The sequence below is a fragment of the Phenylobacterium sp. genome (assembly GCF_030680185.1).
Taxonomy (GTDB): domain Bacteria; phylum Pseudomonadota; class Alphaproteobacteria; order Caulobacterales; family Caulobacteraceae; genus Phenylobacterium.
In genome coordinates this window covers 121410-138585 of the sequence record NZ_JAUXVZ010000054.1, presented here as the reverse complement: position 1 = coordinate 138585, position 17176 = coordinate 121410, and the positions used below count along the sequence as shown (strand labels likewise).

At 69.0% G+C, this 17176-nt stretch carries 16 protein-coding genes; 8 read left to right on the top strand and 8 right to left on the bottom strand.

Features of this window, described 5'->3' with window-relative positions; all coding sequences use genetic code 11:
* Positions 1-20 precede the first annotated feature (20 nt).
* The 4 genes from Q8L83_RS18655 to ppc all read right to left on the bottom strand — a co-directional run bounded on the left by Q8L83_RS18655 (position 21) and on the right by ppc (position 5233).
* Positions 21-1049 carry a competence protein CoiA gene (locus Q8L83_RS18655; RefSeq protein WP_370868401.1) on the bottom strand — a complete coding sequence of 343 codons (1029 nt, stop codon included), beginning with the start codon at positions 1047-1049 and terminating at the stop codon, positions 21-23.
* A complete protein-coding gene (locus tag Q8L83_RS13980) occupies positions 1027-1761 on the bottom strand; it encodes a hypothetical protein (protein ID WP_305287927.1) in 735 nt (244 codons plus the stop codon). The genes Q8L83_RS18655 and Q8L83_RS13980 overlap by 23 nt, the downstream gene beginning before the upstream one ends.
* A gap of 302 nt (positions 1762-2063) precedes the next feature.
* Positions 2064-2450 carry a hypothetical protein gene (locus Q8L83_RS13975; protein WP_305287925.1) on the bottom strand — a complete coding sequence of 129 codons (387 nt, stop codon included), beginning with the start codon at positions 2448-2450 and terminating at the stop codon, positions 2064-2066.
* Positions 2451-2521: 71 nt separating this feature from the next.
* Positions 2522-5233, bottom strand: a complete 2712-nt coding sequence (gene ppc / locus Q8L83_RS13970; RefSeq protein WP_305287923.1) for a phosphoenolpyruvate carboxylase — start codon at positions 5231-5233, stop codon at positions 2522-2524.
* A gap of 98 nt (positions 5234-5331) precedes the next feature.
* Between ppc and lptC the strand changes: the two genes are divergently transcribed.
* The 7 genes from lptC (at position 5332) to Q8L83_RS13935 (ending at position 12708) form a co-directional block, all read left to right on the top strand.
* Positions 5332-5937 carry an LPS export ABC transporter periplasmic protein LptC gene (gene lptC / locus Q8L83_RS13965; protein ID WP_305287921.1) on the top strand — a complete coding sequence of 202 codons (606 nt, stop codon included), beginning with the start codon at positions 5332-5334 and terminating at the stop codon, positions 5935-5937.
* Between the two features lie 47 nt (positions 5938-5984).
* Positions 5985-7136 carry a glycerophosphotransferase gene (locus tag Q8L83_RS13960; RefSeq protein ID WP_305287919.1) on the top strand — a complete coding sequence of 384 codons (1152 nt, stop codon included), beginning with the start codon at positions 5985-5987 and terminating at the stop codon, positions 7134-7136.
* The gene (locus Q8L83_RS13955) at positions 7133-8458 is read left to right on the top strand and encodes a lipopolysaccharide biosynthesis protein (protein ID WP_305287918.1); all 1326 of its coding nucleotides are present in this window, start codon (positions 7133-7135) and stop codon (positions 8456-8458) included. The genes Q8L83_RS13960 and Q8L83_RS13955 overlap by 4 nt, the downstream gene beginning before the upstream one ends.
* Positions 8459-8501: 43 nt before the next feature.
* Positions 8502-10211 carry a fatty acyl-AMP ligase gene (locus Q8L83_RS13950; RefSeq protein WP_305287916.1) on the top strand — a complete coding sequence of 570 codons (1710 nt, stop codon included), beginning with the start codon at positions 8502-8504 and terminating at the stop codon, positions 10209-10211.
* A gap of 1 nt (position 10212) precedes the next feature.
* Positions 10213-11160, top strand: coding sequence for an NAD(P)-dependent oxidoreductase (locus Q8L83_RS13945; RefSeq protein ID WP_305287914.1), 948 nt, complete (start codon positions 10213-10215; stop codon positions 11158-11160).
* 76 nt (positions 11161-11236) lie between these two features.
* On the top strand, positions 11237-11488 hold the full coding sequence (locus Q8L83_RS13940) for an acyl carrier protein (RefSeq protein WP_305287912.1): 252 nt from the start codon (positions 11237-11239) through the stop codon (positions 11486-11488).
* Positions 11489-11490: 2 nt separating this feature from the next.
* Positions 11491-12708 (top strand): pyridoxal phosphate-dependent aminotransferase family protein, encoded by a 1218-nt coding sequence (locus tag Q8L83_RS13935; RefSeq protein WP_305287910.1) that lies wholly within the window; start codon positions 11491-11493, stop codon positions 12706-12708.
* Between the two features lie 21 nt (positions 12709-12729).
* Here the strand turns inward: Q8L83_RS13935 and Q8L83_RS13930 are convergent, their stop codons facing one another.
* From Q8L83_RS13930 to Q8L83_RS13920, 3 genes are read right to left on the bottom strand one after another with little or no spacing between them, the layout of a single operon-like run.
* The gene (locus Q8L83_RS13930) at positions 12730-13662 is read right to left on the bottom strand and encodes a hypothetical protein (RefSeq protein WP_305287909.1); all 933 of its coding nucleotides are present in this window, start codon (positions 13660-13662) and stop codon (positions 12730-12732) included.
* Entirely contained in the window at positions 13662-14588 is a 927-nt protein-coding gene (locus Q8L83_RS13925; protein ID WP_305287907.1) for a diacylglycerol kinase family protein, read from the bottom strand. Before Q8L83_RS13925 ends, Q8L83_RS13930 begins: the two co-directional genes overlap by 1 nt.
* Positions 14573-15685, bottom strand: a complete 1113-nt coding sequence (locus tag Q8L83_RS13920) for a CDP-alcohol phosphatidyltransferase family protein (protein WP_305288101.1) — start codon at positions 15683-15685, stop codon at positions 14573-14575. Before Q8L83_RS13920 ends, Q8L83_RS13925 begins: the two co-directional genes overlap by 16 nt.
* Before the next feature lie 74 nt (positions 15686-15759).
* Here Q8L83_RS13920 and Q8L83_RS13915 point away from each other — a divergent pair, with 74 nt between their 5' ends.
* Positions 15760-16653: a metallophosphoesterase gene (locus Q8L83_RS13915; protein WP_305287905.1), complete on the top strand. Its 894-nt coding sequence runs from the start codon at positions 15760-15762 to the stop codon at positions 16651-16653.
* On the opposite strand, the gene Q8L83_RS13910 is transcribed toward Q8L83_RS13915, so the two are convergent.
* A complete protein-coding gene (locus Q8L83_RS13910; RefSeq protein ID WP_305287903.1) occupies positions 16650-17120 on the bottom strand; it encodes a DUF2141 domain-containing protein in 471 nt (156 codons plus the stop codon). The two genes, Q8L83_RS13915 and Q8L83_RS13910, sit on opposite strands and share 4 nt — an antisense overlap.
* Positions 17121-17176 lie beyond the last annotated feature (56 nt).

Genomic DNA, 17176 nt, shown 5'->3' with positions numbered 1-17176 from the left:
AAAGGCCGCGACGCGAGGGCCTAGCCGGGCGGAGCCGTTTGGCGAGGTGGGTTTGGGCCTGCGGATGATTGTCGGCTATGGGCTAATTGGCGACGTTCGGAAGTTCCGCTTAGCCTCCACGGGCCGTCCACCTCGGCTATCTCAGCCGGAAGCCACCTCCGCTCGACGCACTGCTCAAGCTCGCAGACATCCTGCAGGTAGTTGCCTCTCAACTCCGTGCGTAGTTCTCTGCGAATCGGCCACGGCGAGATCGTTCCGTCAGGGGGGACGAACCAAGCGGATAAGGCTCCCCCCGCGGGCTGAATCCGGCCTCGGGCGAGCCTCAGTGCGTCGGCCGTGTACGGCCCTTCAAGAGCTAGGCCGACCCATCGGGTAACGGGATGATAGCCGCCCGGGTATGATTGAAACATGCCGCCGGCCTCGTAGAACTCTGACCCCTCACGCCATCCGAAAGCCTGGACAAACCGACCCCGCCAAAGTCGCGCGGCGCTCAAGTCATAGAACCAGAGTGCTCCTACCTGATCGTGCCACCAGCGCTCCCAACTGCGCGCAGCATAGCGCTCAATCCACACCTCGCCGGTTGCTGCAAGGACGCCAGCTGGATCGAAGCGCGCGAAGTCCGCCAGCCGGAGCCACAGGGGCGCAACTCCTTGAGTGCGGTAGCTTGAGGTCCGGGCGGAGATCGCCTCGACCGTGATATCGATCTGTTGGACTTCGATTGCCACGCGACGGTCGGTATGCTCGGCTGGATGTGCCAGGACGTCGATGCGCCGATCCCCGTCCAGGCTGGGCAGCCACGCCTCAAGCTCAACATGTACCCCGCGCGCGCGGAGCGCCGCAGCGAGTGTTCGCTGCGCGTTCAGATGTGCTTCGCTCATCCTTGAACCAAACGCGCAGGCGGCGTCGGGACGGTGCTGAAAATGCCAGGGCCGGATGCGGCCGGCGTGGAGGATAACGGGCGCGCCGCAGCCACGACACGCATAGGCGACACCGCGCACGGCGTGCGCCGCCTCAACATAGCCGCCGTCAGCCGCGCGCGCTGTGAGCATGTGGCGCGCGCAGCCGGCGCGGATCGTATTCGGGATCCCCACCGTGCCGGCGGCAATAACCGCCCCGTTCCACGGCGATTTTCCAGACGTCAGCTTTGAGTTGCCCGGTTCGACCGGCAACTCTAGACTTGCACCGCGTGCCGTCTTTATTGTGGCCCTGGCAGCGCACGCTGCCGCCAGTCGAGAGATACTCAATAAATGCCTCACGGGTAAGGCTGAGGCTTTCGGCCACAGCCGCCGTGGGGTCGATGAGATAGTCCGCAGCCTGTGCCGGGGTGAGTGGCGTCATCAACCTCTGCCACCCAAGGCCCTCATCAATCCAATAGTCTTGTCCGTGAGCAATATGCGTGCGGACAACTTCGCTCTCGAATTCGTCGGGCTTACGCCAGCCTGTCACCGGCTCGCGTTCAGATAAGATGTTGGGGATTTGGCGCCCCTTCGGCTGGTACTTCATCCGCCCGGCGAGAACGAGGAACGCCGACTGTCCGTGTCGCCCCGGAAGACCCGTGACTGCCTCGGCGAGCGCTAGGCTAAGCCCCTTTCCAAATTCGCTGTAAGCATGAAGGGCGGCTTGAGTCCGTTCCTCGCGGTCCTCAATTTGGGCCAGTTCTCGAGCGGCTTGCCGGCGGCGTTCCTGGGCGGCATCTAGGGCGCGTTCCGCGCGTTGGAGTTCTTCATTCGCGTCCACCAATCGCTTTAGGGCTGGATGCATCGTCGAACTTCCTCCTATTCGACTTTTTGCGGCGAGTCGGCCCCCGCGCGAAGTGGCTAGTTCCCGATCCGTTCGGCAGGACAAAGGGGCTTTGGCCATTTGGCTCACTGACGAAGTCTCTTTTCCGGCCGCGAGCCAGAGTGTGCTTCGGAGCGCATAGCCGCCCCTCCCCTACCCCGCACTCCTCAAGCCCGCCGCGAGCCCATTGATCGTCAGATAAATCCCGTCGCGGACGGCTTCAGTGTCGCGGCCGCGACGCAGGCGGCTAAGGCGCTTGATCTCTCCAAGGCTTGGCCGACCGCCTAGGATGGCCTTAAATGCAGCCCCTCGGCGGCGCACATTTCGAGGATTTCGCCAAGCTTAGCCATAGATCGTCGGCCGGCTTCGAGTTTATTCGGCGCCTGGTCTATCGATGGGGTGTGCACAACCTTCGCGAATTCAACGTCGTGTTCGCCCATGCGGACCTTGCCATGGCCGATATAGAATGAGGATTGGCGGCCATCGATTATGGCTATGCCGCAGAACGCCTTTCTGTCCCGCGATGTGTAGTGAGAAATTCGAATTCTGTCGGCTGACGGCTCAGCAGAGTGCAGGGCGCTGGCGATTCTTCTATTGTCTTCGCGTTCTTGGCTGTCGATCTCACAGGCCCCTGCCAGCAAGCCGAGCATGATCGAAACGGGAATCTTCATCGACCCAACTCCCAGGCGCACCCTTGTGCCGTGGATATTGGATGCTCGCGGTGATCGCGGTGTGACAGCCCTTACCCCGTATTCCTCAACCCCGCCGCGATCCCATTGATCGTCAGGTGAATCCCGTCGTGGACGGCTTCGGTGTCTTCGCCGCGGCGCAGGCGGCTGAGGAGTTCGATCTGCAGGTGGTTCAGGGGGTCGATATAGGGCAGGCGTGAGCGGATGGTGGCGGCGAGGTCGGGGTTGTGGTCCAGCAGGGCCGACTGGCCGGTGATGGCCAGGACCGCCTCGGTGGTGCGGTCCCACTCGGCGCGGATGTCACCGAAGACGCTGTCGGCCAGGGCGCGGTCCTCCACCAGGCCGGCGTAGCGGGCGGCGATGGCCATGTCGCCCTTGACCAGCACCATCTCCATATTGGCCATCATCGAGGAGAAGAACGGCCAGCTTTCCTGCAGCTCGCGCAGCTGGGCGATGGAGACGCCGGACCTGGCGACCGCCGAGCCGAAGCCGTACCAGCCCGGCAGCATGGCCCGCGACTGGGCCCAGGAAAACACCCACGGAATGGCCCGCAGGCCCTCGATGGTGCGCTTGGCCTGGCGGGAGGTTGGCCGGCTGCCGATGTTCAGGTCGGCGATCTCGCTGATCGGGGTGGCGGCGAAGAAGTAGTCGACGAAGCCCGGCCGCTCGTAAACCAGCGCGCGATAGGCGGCCATGGCTTCGCGGGCCATGGCGTCCATGGCCGCGCCGTGGGGGGCGGCCTGTTCGGTGGGCGCAGGTTTGCGCAGGGAGGCCAGGACCGTCCCGGCGGCCAGGGTCTCCAGGCTCTGGCGGGCGATCTCGGGGTCGGCGTACTTGTTGGCCACCACCTCGCCCTGCTCGGTCACCCGGATGCGGCCGCCGATGGTGCCCGGCGGCTGGGCCAGCAGCGCCTCGAAGCTGGAGCCCCCGCCCCGGCCCACCGCCCCGCCGCGGCCGTGGAACAGCTGCAACCGCACGCCGGCCTCGCGGGCCACTTCGGCCAGCGCGATGGAGGCCTGGTTCAGCTCCCAGGTGGAGGTGAGATAGCTGCCGTCCTTATTGGAGTCCGAATAGCCGATCATCACCTCCTGCACGCCGACGGGCGCCACCAGCTCGGCGATCAGGGGCAGGCCCAGATAGCGGGCCATGATGTCCGGCGCGGCGCGCAGGTCGGCGATGGTCTCGAACAGGGGCTCGGCGAAGACCTGGGTGTGGGCTGGCCCCTCGCCGACCGCCGCCGGCGTATAGAGCCCCACCTCCTTCAGCAGCACATAGACCTCCAGCAGGTCTGAGACAGACTGGGTGTTGGAGACGATGTGGGCGCGGATGGCGTCGCGGCCATAGCGGCGCTTCAGGTCGGCCGCGGCGGTCAGGATGTCGTACTCGCGCCTGGCCTCCTCGCTGTAGTCGGCGAACGGGGTGTGCAGCAGCCGGCCGTGGCCGAGCTCGGCCAGCAGCAGGTCGCAGCGGGCGTCCTCGTCCAGGGCCTCGTAGTCGGCGCAGACCCCGGCCCCCTTCAGCAGCTCGGCCACCACCCGGGCATGCACCGCGGAGTTCTGCCGCAGGTCCAGGCGGGCCAGGTGGAAGCCGAAGATCTCCACCCCGCGGATCAGGTCCGGCAGGGCGCCTTGCGCAAAGGCCTCGCCATAGCTGGCGATCAGGGCGTCCTGCACCGTCTGAAGGTCGGCCCGTAGGGCGTCGGCGCTCTCATAGGGCTCGGCGCGGCCGGCGGCGGGCCTGGGCGGCGCCTCGCCGGTCAGCAGCGGATAGGTGGCGGCCAGCCTGGCATAGATGCCGGTCAGCGCCCGGCGATAGGGCTCGTCGGCCCGCTGGGGCGACCCATCCGGCGAGGCCTCGGCCAGGGCCAGCAGGGCCGGCGGGATCGCCTCGGGCTCGCCGCTGATAGAGAGCTCGGCGCCGAGCGCATGGATCTGATCCAGATAGAGCCGCAGGGCGGCCCGCGACTGCCGCGCCATGGCCCGGCGCATCACCGCCTGGGTGACGTTGGGATTGCCGTCCCGGTCGCCGCCCACCCACGAGCCGACCCGCAAGAAGGACGGCAGCCGTTCCGGATGCCCAAGCACGTCGAGCCAGTGCTCATAGAGCCTGGGCAGTTCGGTAAGGAAGCTGCGCTCGAAATAGGAGACCGAGGTTTCGATCTCGTCCTCCACCCCCAGCTTGACCCGCCGCAGCAACCGGGTGCGCCAGAGGATCGATACCTGGCGCAGCAGGTCGCGGTCGAGGACCGTCCGGCCAGGGGCGCCCTCCTCGGTGTCGTCCATGGCGTCGAGGATGTTGGCGATGGCCGCCTGGCGGTCGAGCACGCTCTTGCGGCGCACCTCGCTGGGGTGGGCGGTGATCACCGGCGCCACCAGGGCGCCGTCCAGCAGCTCCATCACCTCGTCCACGCCGACGCCCTCGGCCGCCAGGGTGCGCACCGCGCCGGCCAGGGTGTCGGGGCGCGCGTCGCCGTCGCGGCCCTTGCGCCGCTGGATCTGATCCTCGGCGATGTTGGTGATCAGCAGGAAGCAGGCGAAGGAATGGGCGAAGCGCACCGTCTCGGCGGGGCTGAGCCGCGCCAGCCGCTCGTCCATCAGCCGGCCAGCCTCCGCGGCGCCCTCGCGATGGAAGGCGACCGAGGCCTGGCGGATGTCCTCGATCTGCCGGAAAACCGCCTCCCCGTCCTGGCTCCGGATGGCGTCGCCGAGGACGCGGCCCAGCAGGCGGACATTGGTGCGAAGCTTGGTCGGCAGGGACTGAGTCATGGGAGAGAGGCAAAACCCCCACTGGCCGGAAGTCAAACGGCGTAAGGCATGTTAACCCCGGGCCAGCGCGCATTTGCGGGCGAGGAGCTGAGACGGCCATGGCGATGGGCGCCACACACGCGATGACCGACGCCGACCGCCGGGCCCACCGCCTGGTGCAGGTCCGACGCCTGCGCCGCATCCTGCCCATCGCCGCCATCGCCCTGTTGCTGATCTGCCTGCTGCAAGTGGTGGTCGGCGGGTTTTCCAGCTCGGCGCCGGAGACGGACGGGGCCGAGGCCGCCAAGATGCTGAGCCCACGGTTTTCTGGCCGCGCGCCGGACGGCCGTCGTTTCGCCATCACCGGCGAAAGCGGCGTGCGCAACGAGGCCGACCTGGCCCAGATCCAGATCGCGACGCCCGTGCTCACCCTGCAGGACGGCGCGCGAACCCAGAGGATGACCGCCCTGTCCGGGACCTATGACGAGGCGGCCCACACCCTGCGGCTGGTCGGCGAGGTGAAGATCGACACCGGCGGTCAGGCCCAGCTGTCGGCCCAGGAGGTCGTGATCGACACCCGGACCGGCGCCATCAGCGGCCAGAAGGGCCTGCGGGCCCAGGCCGGGCCGCGGCAGGTGGAGGCCGAGTCCTTCACCGCCGACGAGGATGGCGAGCGCATCATCCTCAAGGGCGGGGTCCGCGGGCGCCTCGAGGCGCCGCGGTGAACCGGCGCCATTGCCAGGTCCGCCGGACTCGGCCACTGGCCTAGGCGATGGCCCGCCGCGCACCGCCCACCCAGGTCTGCTTCCTCTATATCGCCCAGACCCACCAGATCCTGCACAGCCTGCCCATCGCCGTGGCCCTGGCCAAGGGCTGGCCGCAGTTCGAGGTGCATCTGGCGGCCACCTCCCAGGACCAGCTCGACTATATCGACGCGGTGCTCGCCAGACTGGGCGGCGCGCCGGTCAGGACCGTGCTTCTCGGCCCGGCCTGGCTGCGGGCGGTGCGGCTGAACGGGGCCTCGGCGCCGCCCAAGGCCGCCATGCTGGTCGCCAACCTCGGCCGTCTCGCCGGCTATGGCGCGGTGGTGACGCCTGAGCGGACGACGGCTCTGGTCCGGCGACTGGGCGTGACCGGGCCGAAGCTCGTCTACACCCAGCACGGCGCCGGCGACCGGGGTGGCCCCTTCGAGCCGCGCCTGCGCCAGTTCGATCTGGTGATGGCGGCGGGGCCCAAACAGCGCGACCGCATGGTGGAGAGCGGCCTCGTGCGGCCCGAAAACTGCGCCATGGTCGGCTATCCCAAGTTCGACATCGTCGAGGCCCTGACGCCGCAACCGTCCAGCCCTTTCGCCGATGACCGGCCGGTGGTGGTCTACAACCCCCACTTCGACCCGCGCCTGAGCTCCTGGCCACGGTGGGGGCTGCGGGTGCTGCAGCAGTTCGCGGCCAATGATCGCTACAACCTGATCTTCGCCCCCCACATCCGCCTGTTCGACGAGGCGCCGGCCGCCGACCGCGAGGCGCTCGCGCCCTTCGCCGATCATCCGCGCATCCATATCGACCTGGGCGGGCCGGCCGCCATCGACATGACCTACACCCGCTGCGCCGACCTCTATCTGGGGGACGTCTCGAGCCAGATCTATGAGTTCCTGCGCCAGCCGCGGCCGGCGGTGTTTCTCAACGCTCACGCCGTCGACTGGCGGGGCGACGAGAGCTATCTGCACTGGACCTATGGCCCGGTGCTCGACAGCCCCGAGGGTCTGCTCGACCAGCTTGATGCGGCCATGGCCGGTCACGCGGCGTATCTGGCGGCCCAGCAGGCCGGCTTCGCCGCCAGCTTCGATATCCAGACCAGGCCATCCTCGGAGCGCGCCGCCGAGGCCATTGCGCGCCTGCTGGGCGCCGGGCAAGGCGCGGCGTGAGCGCCGAGGCGCCCCAGGATGGCGTCCTGCGCCGGGTCCTGGCCAATACCGGCGTGCTGCTGGGCGGCCGGGCGATGAACGCGGTCCTGAGCCTGGGCTATATGGCCCTGGCGGCCCGGTCCCTGGGGATCGGCGCCTTCGGCGTCCTGGTGCTGATCAACACCTTCGCCCAGTTCGTCAGCGACGTGGCCAAGTTCCAGGCCTGGCAGTCCATCCTGCATTTCGGCGCCGCCCCGCTGGCGGAGGGCCGCCGCGAGGTCTTTCAACGGGTGGTGCGCTTCGGCCTCGTCCTCGACCTGATCAGCGTCGCCTTCGGGGTCTGCGTCGGCGCGGCGGGCGCCTGGCTGCTCGGCCCGAGCCTCGGCCTGCCCGAGGCCGCCCGGGAAGAAGCCGCCGTCTATGCCCTCAGTGTCGCTGTCCTGGCGCCCACCGCCCAGGTGGGGCTGTTGCGGCTGTTTGATCGCTTTGGCCTGCTGGCGGCCCAGGGCGCGATCAGTTCAGCGGTCCGTCTGGCCGGCGGCGCCCTGGGCATGGCCATGGACGCGCCGCTGGTCTTCTTCCTGGTGGTGTGGGGCCTGGGCTCGGTGGCGGCCTTCGCCTATGTGACGGCGGCGGCGGCCCTGGAGATGCGTCGGCGCGACCTGTGGAGGGGCTTTTCTTGGGCAGGCCCCCTCGCCGCCGGCATGCCCAAGGCCTGGCGGTTCGCCTGGGCCACCAACGCCTCGAGCAGCGTCGACGTCGCCTTCACCCATGTGGCCACCCTCGCTGTCGGGGCCCTGGCCGGCGCAGCCGACGCTGGCCTGTGGCGAGTCGCCCGGCAGATCGCCGACGCCTTGGCCAAGCCGGCCCGCCTGTTGATTCCGGCGCTCTATCCCGAACTCGCCAAGCTCCACGCCTCGGGCCGACGCGGCGCCATGGGCCAGCTGGCCCTTCGTGTGGGACTGGTCGGCGGCGCGACGGCGAGCCTCCTGCTGTTCGTCGCCGTCGTCGCCGGGGACACCCTGCTGGCCGTCGTCCTGGATGAGGACTTCGCTGCGGCCCAGTCCACCATGATCTGGCAACTGGCCGCCGCGGTGATCGGCGTGTGGGCCCTGCCCCTTGAGCCCATGCTGGTGTCCATGGGGAGACCGGGCGTTGTGGTGTGGGTGCGCTTGACCGCGGCCATGGCCTTTCTGGCGGCCCTGCCGTTCGTGATCGGGACCTATGGTCTGCCGGGCGCCGGGGCCGCCCTGGTGGCGGCGACCCTGGCCATGGCGGCAGGGATGCTGGTGCGTCTGTGGCAGATCACAGGCAGTCGTCGTCCTGACATAAAATTTCCATAAGAATTTCTTGCCGACCCCGCGGAACCGGGTCAAAGCCAGGGCGATGATCACCCCGACTTCGCCTGGACGCGCCCTCCGCCGCGCCGATTTTGTCAGCTTGATTGAAGCCTTGGACTACGCCGCACAGGGCGAGACCGGCCTCAACTTCCACGGGCTTCGCGGTGAGCTCGTCGAGGCCCTGACCTATCGTGATCTTCAGGCCGCAGCGCGGGCGCTGGCGGCGCGCCTGCTCGCCACTGGCCTGAGGCCCGGCGACCGGGTGGGCCTGATCGCCGAGACCGACGGCGACTTCGCCCGCGCCTTCTTCGCCTGCCAGTATGCAGGCCTGGTTCCAGCCCCCCTGCCCCTGCCTGCGCCGCTCGGCGGGCGGGCCAACTATATCGAGCAGATGGCCCGGATGCTGGACGCCGCCGACGCGGACGCCCTGTTGGGGCCGCAGGCCATGGCGGCCTGGGTGAACGACATCGCCACAGTGCGGCCCCTGAGGTTCGCCGGCGCGCTCGCCGAACTGCCGCAGGCCAGCCATCAGGTCCTGCCGGAGATCACGCCGGACAGCCCCTGCTATCTTCAGTTTTCGTCCGGCAGCACGCGCTTCCCCACCGGCGTCCTGGTCACCCATCGCGCGCTGATGGCCAACGCCCTGGCGATCACCCGGGACGGGCTTCAGGTCCAGGCCCAGGATCGGGCGTTTTCCTGGCTGCCGCTCTATCACGACATGGGTCTCGTCGGCTTCCTGCTCAGCCCGCTGACCGCCCAGATGTCAGCCGATCTCATGCCCACCGGCGCCTTTGTCCGTCGCCCGCTGCTCTGGCTGGACCTCATGGGCCGGAACGGCGCGACCATCTCCTATAGCCCCACCTTCGGCTACGAGCTCTGTGCGCGCCGGGCGGAGAACGCCAGCCTAGAGGCCTATGACCTGTCGCGCTGGCGGATCGCCGGCCTGGGGGGCGACATGATCCGCACCAAGCCCCTGCGGGACTTCGCCGAGCGCTTCTCGGCGACGGGCTTCAGCCCCAAGGCCTATGTGGCGAGCTACGGCATGGCTGAAGCCACCCTGGCCCTGACCATGGCGCCCCTGGGCCGCGGCCTGGTCGCCGAACACCTGGATGTCGACCGCCTGGAGCGAGATGGGGTTGCGGTTTGCGGCGCGCCTTCGACGCGCGCCCGGGAGTTCGCCCGCTGCGGCCCCCCCTTGCCGGGGCATGAGCTGCAGGTCCTGGGCGAGCAGGGCGAGCCCTTGCCAGAGCGCCGGACGGGCCGGGTTTTCGCCCGCGGCCCCAGCCTGATGAGCGGCTATTTCCAGGACAGCGCCGCCACCAGCCGCGCCTTGACGGCCGACGGTTGGCTCGACACCGGCGACATCGGCTATCTGTCCGACGGCGAGATCGTCCTGACCGGGCGCAGCAAGGACCTGATCATCCTCAATGGCCGCAACATCTGGCCGCAGGATCTGGAGTGGACGGCCGAGGCCGAGATCGCCGGGCTCCGCAGCGGCGATGTTGCGGCCTTTTCCGTCCCCGCAGACGGCGAAGAGACGGTCGTGGTCTTGGTTCAGAGCCGCAGCAGCGACGCTGAGGCGCGCTACAGACTGGCCCTGGAGATTACAGACCTGCTTCGCCAGCGCCACGGGGTGGAAGCCCAGGTGACCCTGGTGGGCGGGCACGCCCTGCCGCAGACCTCATCGGGAAAACTCAGCCGTTCCCGGGCCAAGGCGAACTATCTCGCCGGTCTCGCCGAAACCGAGCTCGCCTAGGGTGTCACGCGGCCTGGTCACGGTCACCGGCGCGACGGGGTTTCTCGGCCGTCATCTCGTCCCTGCGCTCGTGGCGGACGGTTGGCGGATACGGGTCCTGGCGCGCCGCGACGTCATCCATCCCCTCTGGCGCGATCTGGAGGTTGAGGTTGTCCCCGGCGAACTCGGCGATGAACGCGCCCTGGACATCGCCTGCTCGGGCGCTGACCTGATCGTTCACGCCGCGGGCCTGATCAAGGCCCGGAGCCGGTCGGCCTTCTTCGCCGTCAACGCCGATGGCGCACGCCGGGTGGCGGAGCGGGCGCAGGGCGCCATGCTGCTGATCTCCAGCCTGGCCGCCCGGGAGCCGGGCCTGTCGGACTACGCCGCCAGCAAACGGGCCGGTGAGATTGCGGCTCAGGACGTCCTGGGTGACCGCCTGACCATCGTGCGCCCGCCCGCCCTCTACGGGCCTGGCGATCCCGAGACCCTGCCCCTCTTCCAGCTCGCCGCGGCCAGCCCGGTGCTGCCGGTGCTCGATCCCAAGGCGCGGATGGCCATGATGCATGTCGAGGACGCCGCGCGACAGATCGCCGCCCTGACGGGCGCAGCGGGGGGCCAGACCGTCACCCTCTCCGATGGCCGCCCTGAGGGTTACGGCTGGCGCGAGGTCCTGCAGACCGCCGCCGAAGCCTTTGGCCGGCGGCCCAGGGTCCAGCGCATCCCGAGCGTCGCTTTGAAACTGGTCGCCGCCTTGGGCGTCGTGCAGAGTGGCGGCTCGCCGCCCATGCTGACCTTTGGCAAGCTGCGGGAGATCGCCCACCCCGATTGGTCGGTGGCGCAGGCGGAGCGGGCCGAGGGTCTTCCGCCCTCCCGCTTCAATCTCGCAGAGGGTTTCCTACATACCATTCTGGCGTACGAGGCGGCTGGCGTCCGGTTTCACAACCCCCCAGTTCGGCCAGCGATCTGATGCTGACGCCAGCGTCATATTGCGCCAATGATGCGGCGTTAACGGACGATCGTTCTAGGGGGGCGAGTCGGTCTTTATGCAACTGGTGACAGATCCCACCGTGCTTGAGGTGGCGAAGGCGGCTGGGGCGGTGTTGGAGCGCGACGTCCTCGTGACCGCCGCCTCGGACATATCGCGCGACCTCGCCGTAGACTCGCTGGCCCTCATGAACATCGTGATGGAGCTGGAAGATCGCTTCGACATCTCCATCCCCATCGACCGCCTGAGCGAAGTCCAGACCGTGGGCGATCTCGCCGCGCTTATCGACAACATCCGGAACAAGGTTTGAGCATGGCTCTGCTCGATAGGCACGCGGCGTCGAGAGACGCCTACAAGGCGCTTCGCGATACTGCGGCCGATCCGTTCGGGGTCCGGTTCGACGCCGTGATCTCCCCCACCGAAGGGGTCGTCGAGGGCCGTCCCACCATACTGCTCGGCACCAACAACTATCTGGGGCTGACCTTCGACGAAGCCTGCGTCGAGGACTCCGTCCGTGCGGTGCGCGAGCGCGGGACCGGCACCACGGGATCGCGCATCGCCAATGGCAGTTATGAGGGCCATGTGGAGCTGGAGCGCGCCCTGGAGGCGTTTTACGGCCGCCAGCACGCCATGGTTTTCACGACCGGCTATCAGGCCAATCTCGGCGTGCTGTCGACCCTGGTGGGTCGCGGCGACCACCTGCTCCTGGACGCCGACAGCCACGCCAGCATCTATGACGGCTCGCGCCTCGGCCACGCGGAGGTCACGCGATTCCGCCACAATGATCCCGAGGACCTCTACAAGCGCCTGCGGCGCCTCAAGGACACGCCCGGCGAGAAGCTCATCGTCGTCGAGGGCATCTATTCCATGGTCGGCGACGTCGCGCCCCTGCGGGAGATCGCCGCGGTGAAGCGCGAGATGGGCGCCTATCTGCTGGTGGACGAGGCCCATTCCATGGGGGTCCTGGGCGCCACCGGCCGTGGCCTGGCCGAAGAGGCTGGGGTCGAGGCCGATGTGGATGTGATCGTCGGCACCTTCTCCAAGAGCCTGGGCTCGGTCGGCGGCTTCTGCGTGTCCGACATGGCCGACTTCGACGTCATGCGCATCGTCTGCCGTCCCTACATGTTCACCGCCTCGCTGCCGCCGGCGGTGATCGCCTCGACGCTCGGGGCGCTGCGCCGGGTGCAGGAAGCGCCGGAGTTGCGTCACAAGCTGCACGCCAACGCCCAGCATCTCTATGACGGGCTCACTGCGCTCGGGCTGGCCACGGGGCCGACCTGCAGCCCCATCGTGGCGGTGACCATGCCCGACCAGGCGGTGGCCGCAGCCATGTGGAACCTGCTGCTGCAGAACGGCGTCTATCTCAACCTCGCCCTGCCGCCGGCCACGCCGGACAATCGTCCCCTGCTCCGCTCCAGCGTCAGCGCCGCCCACAGCATCGAACAGCTGGACCAGGTGATCGCGGTGATGGGCAGGGTGGCCCGGGAACTCGGCGTGCTCGAGAGCGAGCCCAAGCGCGCCCTCGGCTGATGGGCGGGTGGGCAGGCTCGCTCAGCCGCCGCTGGCGGTCTGGGCGCGACGGGCCTTCCACAACCGCCAGAACACGCCGGGCGAGGCCAGGATCGGGTGCTTTTCACGCCAGGGCGTCAAGGGCACTCGCAGGCCGGTGTGTCGCTCGATCTTCCAGGCGGCGTAGCGGGCCGCGCCTTCGAAGGTGAAGGCCGCCTTGGCGAGGCGGGCCAGGTTCAGGGGCTTGCCGAGCGCGCGCCGACGCCGCCAGGCCGCCAGGATGCGCCCCCGTTCATCCGCGGCCAGCACAGGGCGCACGGCGCCTTGAGCCCCCGCCTCGAACCTCAGGCCCTGGGCGCGCCAGGCGGCCTGCAGCAGCCGCTCGTAGCGACCCGGATCGACGCCCAGAATGTCATTCTCGCGACCCCGGGCCTCGACCCGGAACTCGGCCGCATAGGTCTGCTGGAACAAGGCCCGCCAGAAGTCCAGCGGCCCGCCTTCCAGGGGGCCCAGGGCGGCGGCGAACCGCGTGGCGGCGCAGGCGGCTGTGGCTACCGCCTCCGCGATATGGCGGGGCGTCTCGGCCCCTGACGACCAGACCAGAGCCGCAGGCTGGACGAAGCGGGTCCAGATGGTCGTATCGATCCGCCGGCCTGTGACCGCGGACTGGAACTGGGCCAGGGTCATGGTCGCCACCTTGGCCCGCAGCACCCGTCCCTCGATCTCCAGCTCGTGATAGCTGACATCGGGCCAGAGAACCCGGCCCGCCAGGCCGCGCCAGCCCGGACGCGGGCCGTGGGTCAGGACGTAAAAGTCCATGACGCCGTCCAGGTCGCCTGTACGCAGAACCGATCCATAGAAGAGGATGGCCGCTGCGCCCTCGAAGCGCGTGGCCAGCGCCTGGGCCATGGATCGCCCGGGTGGCGGGGCGGGCCGCGCCAGGTCTTCGGCCACCAGGGTCAGCAGAGCGTCCATCACGGAACCAGGAATCGCAACGGCGGGGCCAGGCTGATTGTGATCTCGCCGCCGGGAAAGACGTCGCCATCGATGACCACAGACTCCGGGCTGGAGATGATCAGCCCCTCGGCCAGGGCGCGGCGATAGCCGTGGCGCCGAAGCCAGGCCTCGGCGCCGCCCAGCAGCACCGCCGGCAGGGCCAGGGCCAGGCGTTTGGGCGGGGCGGAGACCTCCAGGACCTTGAGGCCCTCCTGCGGCGGTCCGAACGGGCGAAGGCCAAGGGGAAGGCGCTTGAGGGCGGTGGCGAGCACCACGAAGCGCGCGGCGGTCGTCGCTTCCTCCCCATCGATGGCGAGACGAGCGCTCACGCCCTGGCGCCATCCGTCGCTGTCGCGGCCAAACAGGGCGCCGAAGGCCGCGCCGACGACGGTCAGGGCGACGGCCAGGCTATGGAACGCCCCCATCCGATGAACGGCATGCGACATCTGAGTGGCGCGAACGAAGGCGCCCAGGCCGAAGATGAAGCCCTGCACCGGCGGCTGAGACCCGGCGCTCCAGCGCAGGGCCAGCGGACGTCGGGTCTTCAGGATCAGTGGCCCGCGGGTGACCTGCGCCAGGGCGGCGTCCAGGGTCCAGCGGGGCTGGACGCCCAGGTCCAGCGCCAGGACATTGGTCTTTCCCGACGGCAGGACGGCCAGGATGGGCGCGTCGGCCCCAAAGGCGCCGGGCAAGGCGCTCAAGACTTCACGCACGGTGCCATCGCCGCCATCGACCACCACCAACGCCACATTCGCCTCGGCGAACCGTCGCAGGTCGTCGGCCAGGGCCTCTGGCGTTTCCGGCTCGCCCCAGAGGACTCCCTCCGGAGGCGTCGGTACCTGGTCGCGGTTGGCATGGCTCCGTCGATTGCGGATCACGCCGATCTTCGTCAATTCGAGAGCCACGATGTGACCCGGCCTCTGGGCGCCAGCAGGCCCTGGACCATCTGCGCCACGTGGACAGCCAGGGACAGGGCCGTCCACACGGCCACCAGGACCAGACCGATATCGGGTCGGCCCAACAGGGCTGCAGGCGTCAGGAGCAGCAGGTTCGGATTTCGCCGCGCGGTGATCAGCCGGAAGAAGCTGTCGAAGGGCCGCCAGGCGTGCATCTCCACCTTGAAGGCGGCGAGGAAGGCCCCCTCCAACAAACGCTGGATGATATAGCCGACGAAGATCACGCTCAGGATCAGGGTCGGCGCGCCGACGGGATGCTCGCGCGCCTGAACGCCGACCAGCCAGGCCCACCACCAGAAGGGCGGGTGCACCAGGTCGATGCCATGGTCGAAGACATTGCCCCATTTGGACGAGGTGAGCGTCACCCGGGCGAGCTTGCCGTCCACCGTATCGAGGAAGGTCATGCCCCAGGCCGCGGCCAGGCCCCAGCCGAAATGCCCGGTCCAGAACAGGCCAAACGCCAGCAGCACGAGCAGGAAGCTGGCGAAGGTCACCTGGTTGGGCGTGATCCTGGCCAGGGCGCACCACCGGGTGACCACCCGGGCGGGGGCGGGCCAGACATATTTGGTCACCAGATCGGTGACGCCCTTGTACGAGCCCTGGAACAGACGCCGCTCGACGGCGCGCACGTCGCCGGCCGTCAGGCGACGCAGAATGGGCGGCTCGCGCTTGCGCAGTTCGCTGTTGTAGGCCGAGCCCAACTCGTGGGCGCTCATGGGGCGACATTCACCCGCCACCGCGGCGATCGCCTCGCCCGCGGCCAGTCGCCGGGCGGCGGCGCCCAGGGCGTGGATCGCGGCGGGCGCGCCGTCCTCATCGACCAGGACGACGCCAGGATGCTGGGCCAGGGCCTTGATCAGCGATTCGTCGAACACATAGCTGGCGTCCGCCGCCACCAACCCACCGGTGGTCGCCGCGCCTTCCTCCAGGCCAAGGCGCCGGAAGGTGCGATGCAGCCGTTCGGCCGCCGTCATGCCCCAGATGCGGGCCTCGCCCTCACCGATCACCCGCGCCGCAGGCCGGGTCTGTTCGTCCGTATTCGTCAATTCCACCAACCGCCTTGCGCCTGTAAGGACGTGATAGCGAGCTTCGCCCCACCCTGACTAGAAACCTTCGCCCCGTGCCGCCTTTTCGACTGGCCCATATCTCCGACCCTCACCTGCCGCCTCCCGAGGGCTCGCTGGGTCTGAGTGACCTCGTCTCCAAGCGGGCGCTCAGCGCCATCGCCTGGCGGCGAAAGGGCGGCCAGCACGACAAGGCGGTTCTCGACGCCCTGGTGGCCGATATAGGCGCCCGGGGGCCCGACCACATCGCCATCACCGGCGATCTCACCAACTTCTCCACCGCTCAGGAAGTCACCGCAGCCCAGGCCTGGCTGAGCGCCCTGGCGCCCCTCGGTCGTGTGACGGTCAGCCCCGGCAATCATGACGCCCTGGTCGGCCCCGACGAGGCGCATCGATTTGCGCCATGGGGTCCCTGGTTGGCCGATGACGAAACGCTGGCCTTCCCTCATGTCCGGGTCCGCGAGCATGTGGCGATCATCAATCTCTGCAGCGCCGTGCCCACCGCGCCGTGGCTGGCCACCGGCCGCCTGGGGCGAACCCAACTGTCGCGGTTGGTAGAGGTCCTGCCGGACCTGGCCGCGCTCGGGCTCTATCGGGTGGTGATGCTGCATCATCCGCCAGTCCCCGGTGTGGTTTCGGCCCGCAAGGCGCTGGAGGATGGCGAAGCCCTGCGGACGATCCTGGCCACCCACGGCGCCGAACTTGTGCTGCACGGCCATGCCCACGAGGCGGTGCTCGGCGCCCTGCCCGGCCCTATGGGCCCCGTGCCGGTCCTTGGCGTGCCCTCGGCCTCGGCCGCGCCCGGTGGCGGTCATCCGCCGGCCCGCTGGCATGAGATCGAGATCGGTTCGGCGGCCGATGACCGCCAGGTCTGGATCACAGCCCGCGGCCTCTCGACCTCGACCGGGGCGTTTGAGGCGCTGGGACGCTATCGTCTGGCCGCCCGCTAGCGCTGATAGCGCATGGAGATGGGGACCTGAGTGTTTCCTGGCCCGGCGCGAAACCGCACGCTCTCGAATGAGGGCAGGCCGACGCGCGTCGGGGCGTTGTTGGAAAACCCGAACCCCTCGGCGGGCATGCCGACGACCGTACGGTTGAAGTCCTGGTCGCTGTTTACGTCGTGATAGACGGCGATGGCGTAGTGGGCAGGTTCCGGCACCCAGAAACAGACCTCCGTCACCCGGGGCGTCGCCTCGACCCGCGCGCGCAGCAGCTTGCCCCTCGGGGCCAGAAACCGGCGCGCATTGTCAGGATACAGGGTGACCGCCACCTGGCCTCGAACAGGGGTCACGCCGGTGACGACGACCGAAACCTTGTGCGGGCTTTGTGGCCCGACGCAGGTCTCGGCCAGGCTCGGCGCAGCGACGCCAAGCGTCATGGCGAAGGTAAGGCCTGCAAGGGCGGTTCGGACTTTCATGGGCTGTGACGACCCCCTATGTTTGCGCCGACGGCGGATGGCGCCCGATCAGCAGG

Coding starts and splice junctions, on each gene's coding strand:
- Q8L83_RS18655 (WP_370868401.1), bottom strand. CDS start 1,049: ATGCTCACAGCGCGCGCGGCTGACGGCGGCTATGTTGAGGCGGCGCAC.
- Q8L83_RS13980 (WP_305287927.1), bottom strand. CDS start 1,761: ATGCATCCAGCCCTAAAGCGATTGGTGGACGCGAATGAAGAACTCCAA.
- Q8L83_RS13975 (WP_305287925.1), bottom strand. CDS start 2,450: ATGAAGATTCCCGTTTCGATCATGCTCGGCTTGCTGGCAGGGGCCTGT.
- ppc (WP_305287923.1), bottom strand. CDS start 5,233: ATGACTCAGTCCCTGCCGACCAAGCTTCGCACCAATGTCCGCCTGCTG.
- lptC (WP_305287921.1), top strand. CDS start 5,332: ATGGCGATGGGCGCCACACACGCGATGACCGACGCCGACCGCCGGGCC.
- Q8L83_RS13960 (WP_305287919.1), top strand. CDS start 5,985: ATGGCCCGCCGCGCACCGCCCACCCAGGTCTGCTTCCTCTATATCGCC.
- Q8L83_RS13950 (WP_305287916.1), top strand. CDS start 8,502: ATGATCACCCCGACTTCGCCTGGACGCGCCCTCCGCCGCGCCGATTTT.
- Q8L83_RS13940 (WP_305287912.1), top strand. CDS start 11,237: ATGCAACTGGTGACAGATCCCACCGTGCTTGAGGTGGCGAAGGCGGCT.
- Q8L83_RS13935 (WP_305287910.1), top strand. CDS start 11,491: ATGGCTCTGCTCGATAGGCACGCGGCGTCGAGAGACGCCTACAAGGCG.
- Q8L83_RS13930 (WP_305287909.1), bottom strand. CDS start 13,662: ATGGACGCTCTGCTGACCCTGGTGGCCGAAGACCTGGCGCGGCCCGCC.
- Q8L83_RS13910 (WP_305287903.1), bottom strand. CDS start 17,120: ATGAAAGTCCGAACCGCCCTTGCAGGCCTTACCTTCGCCATGACGCTT.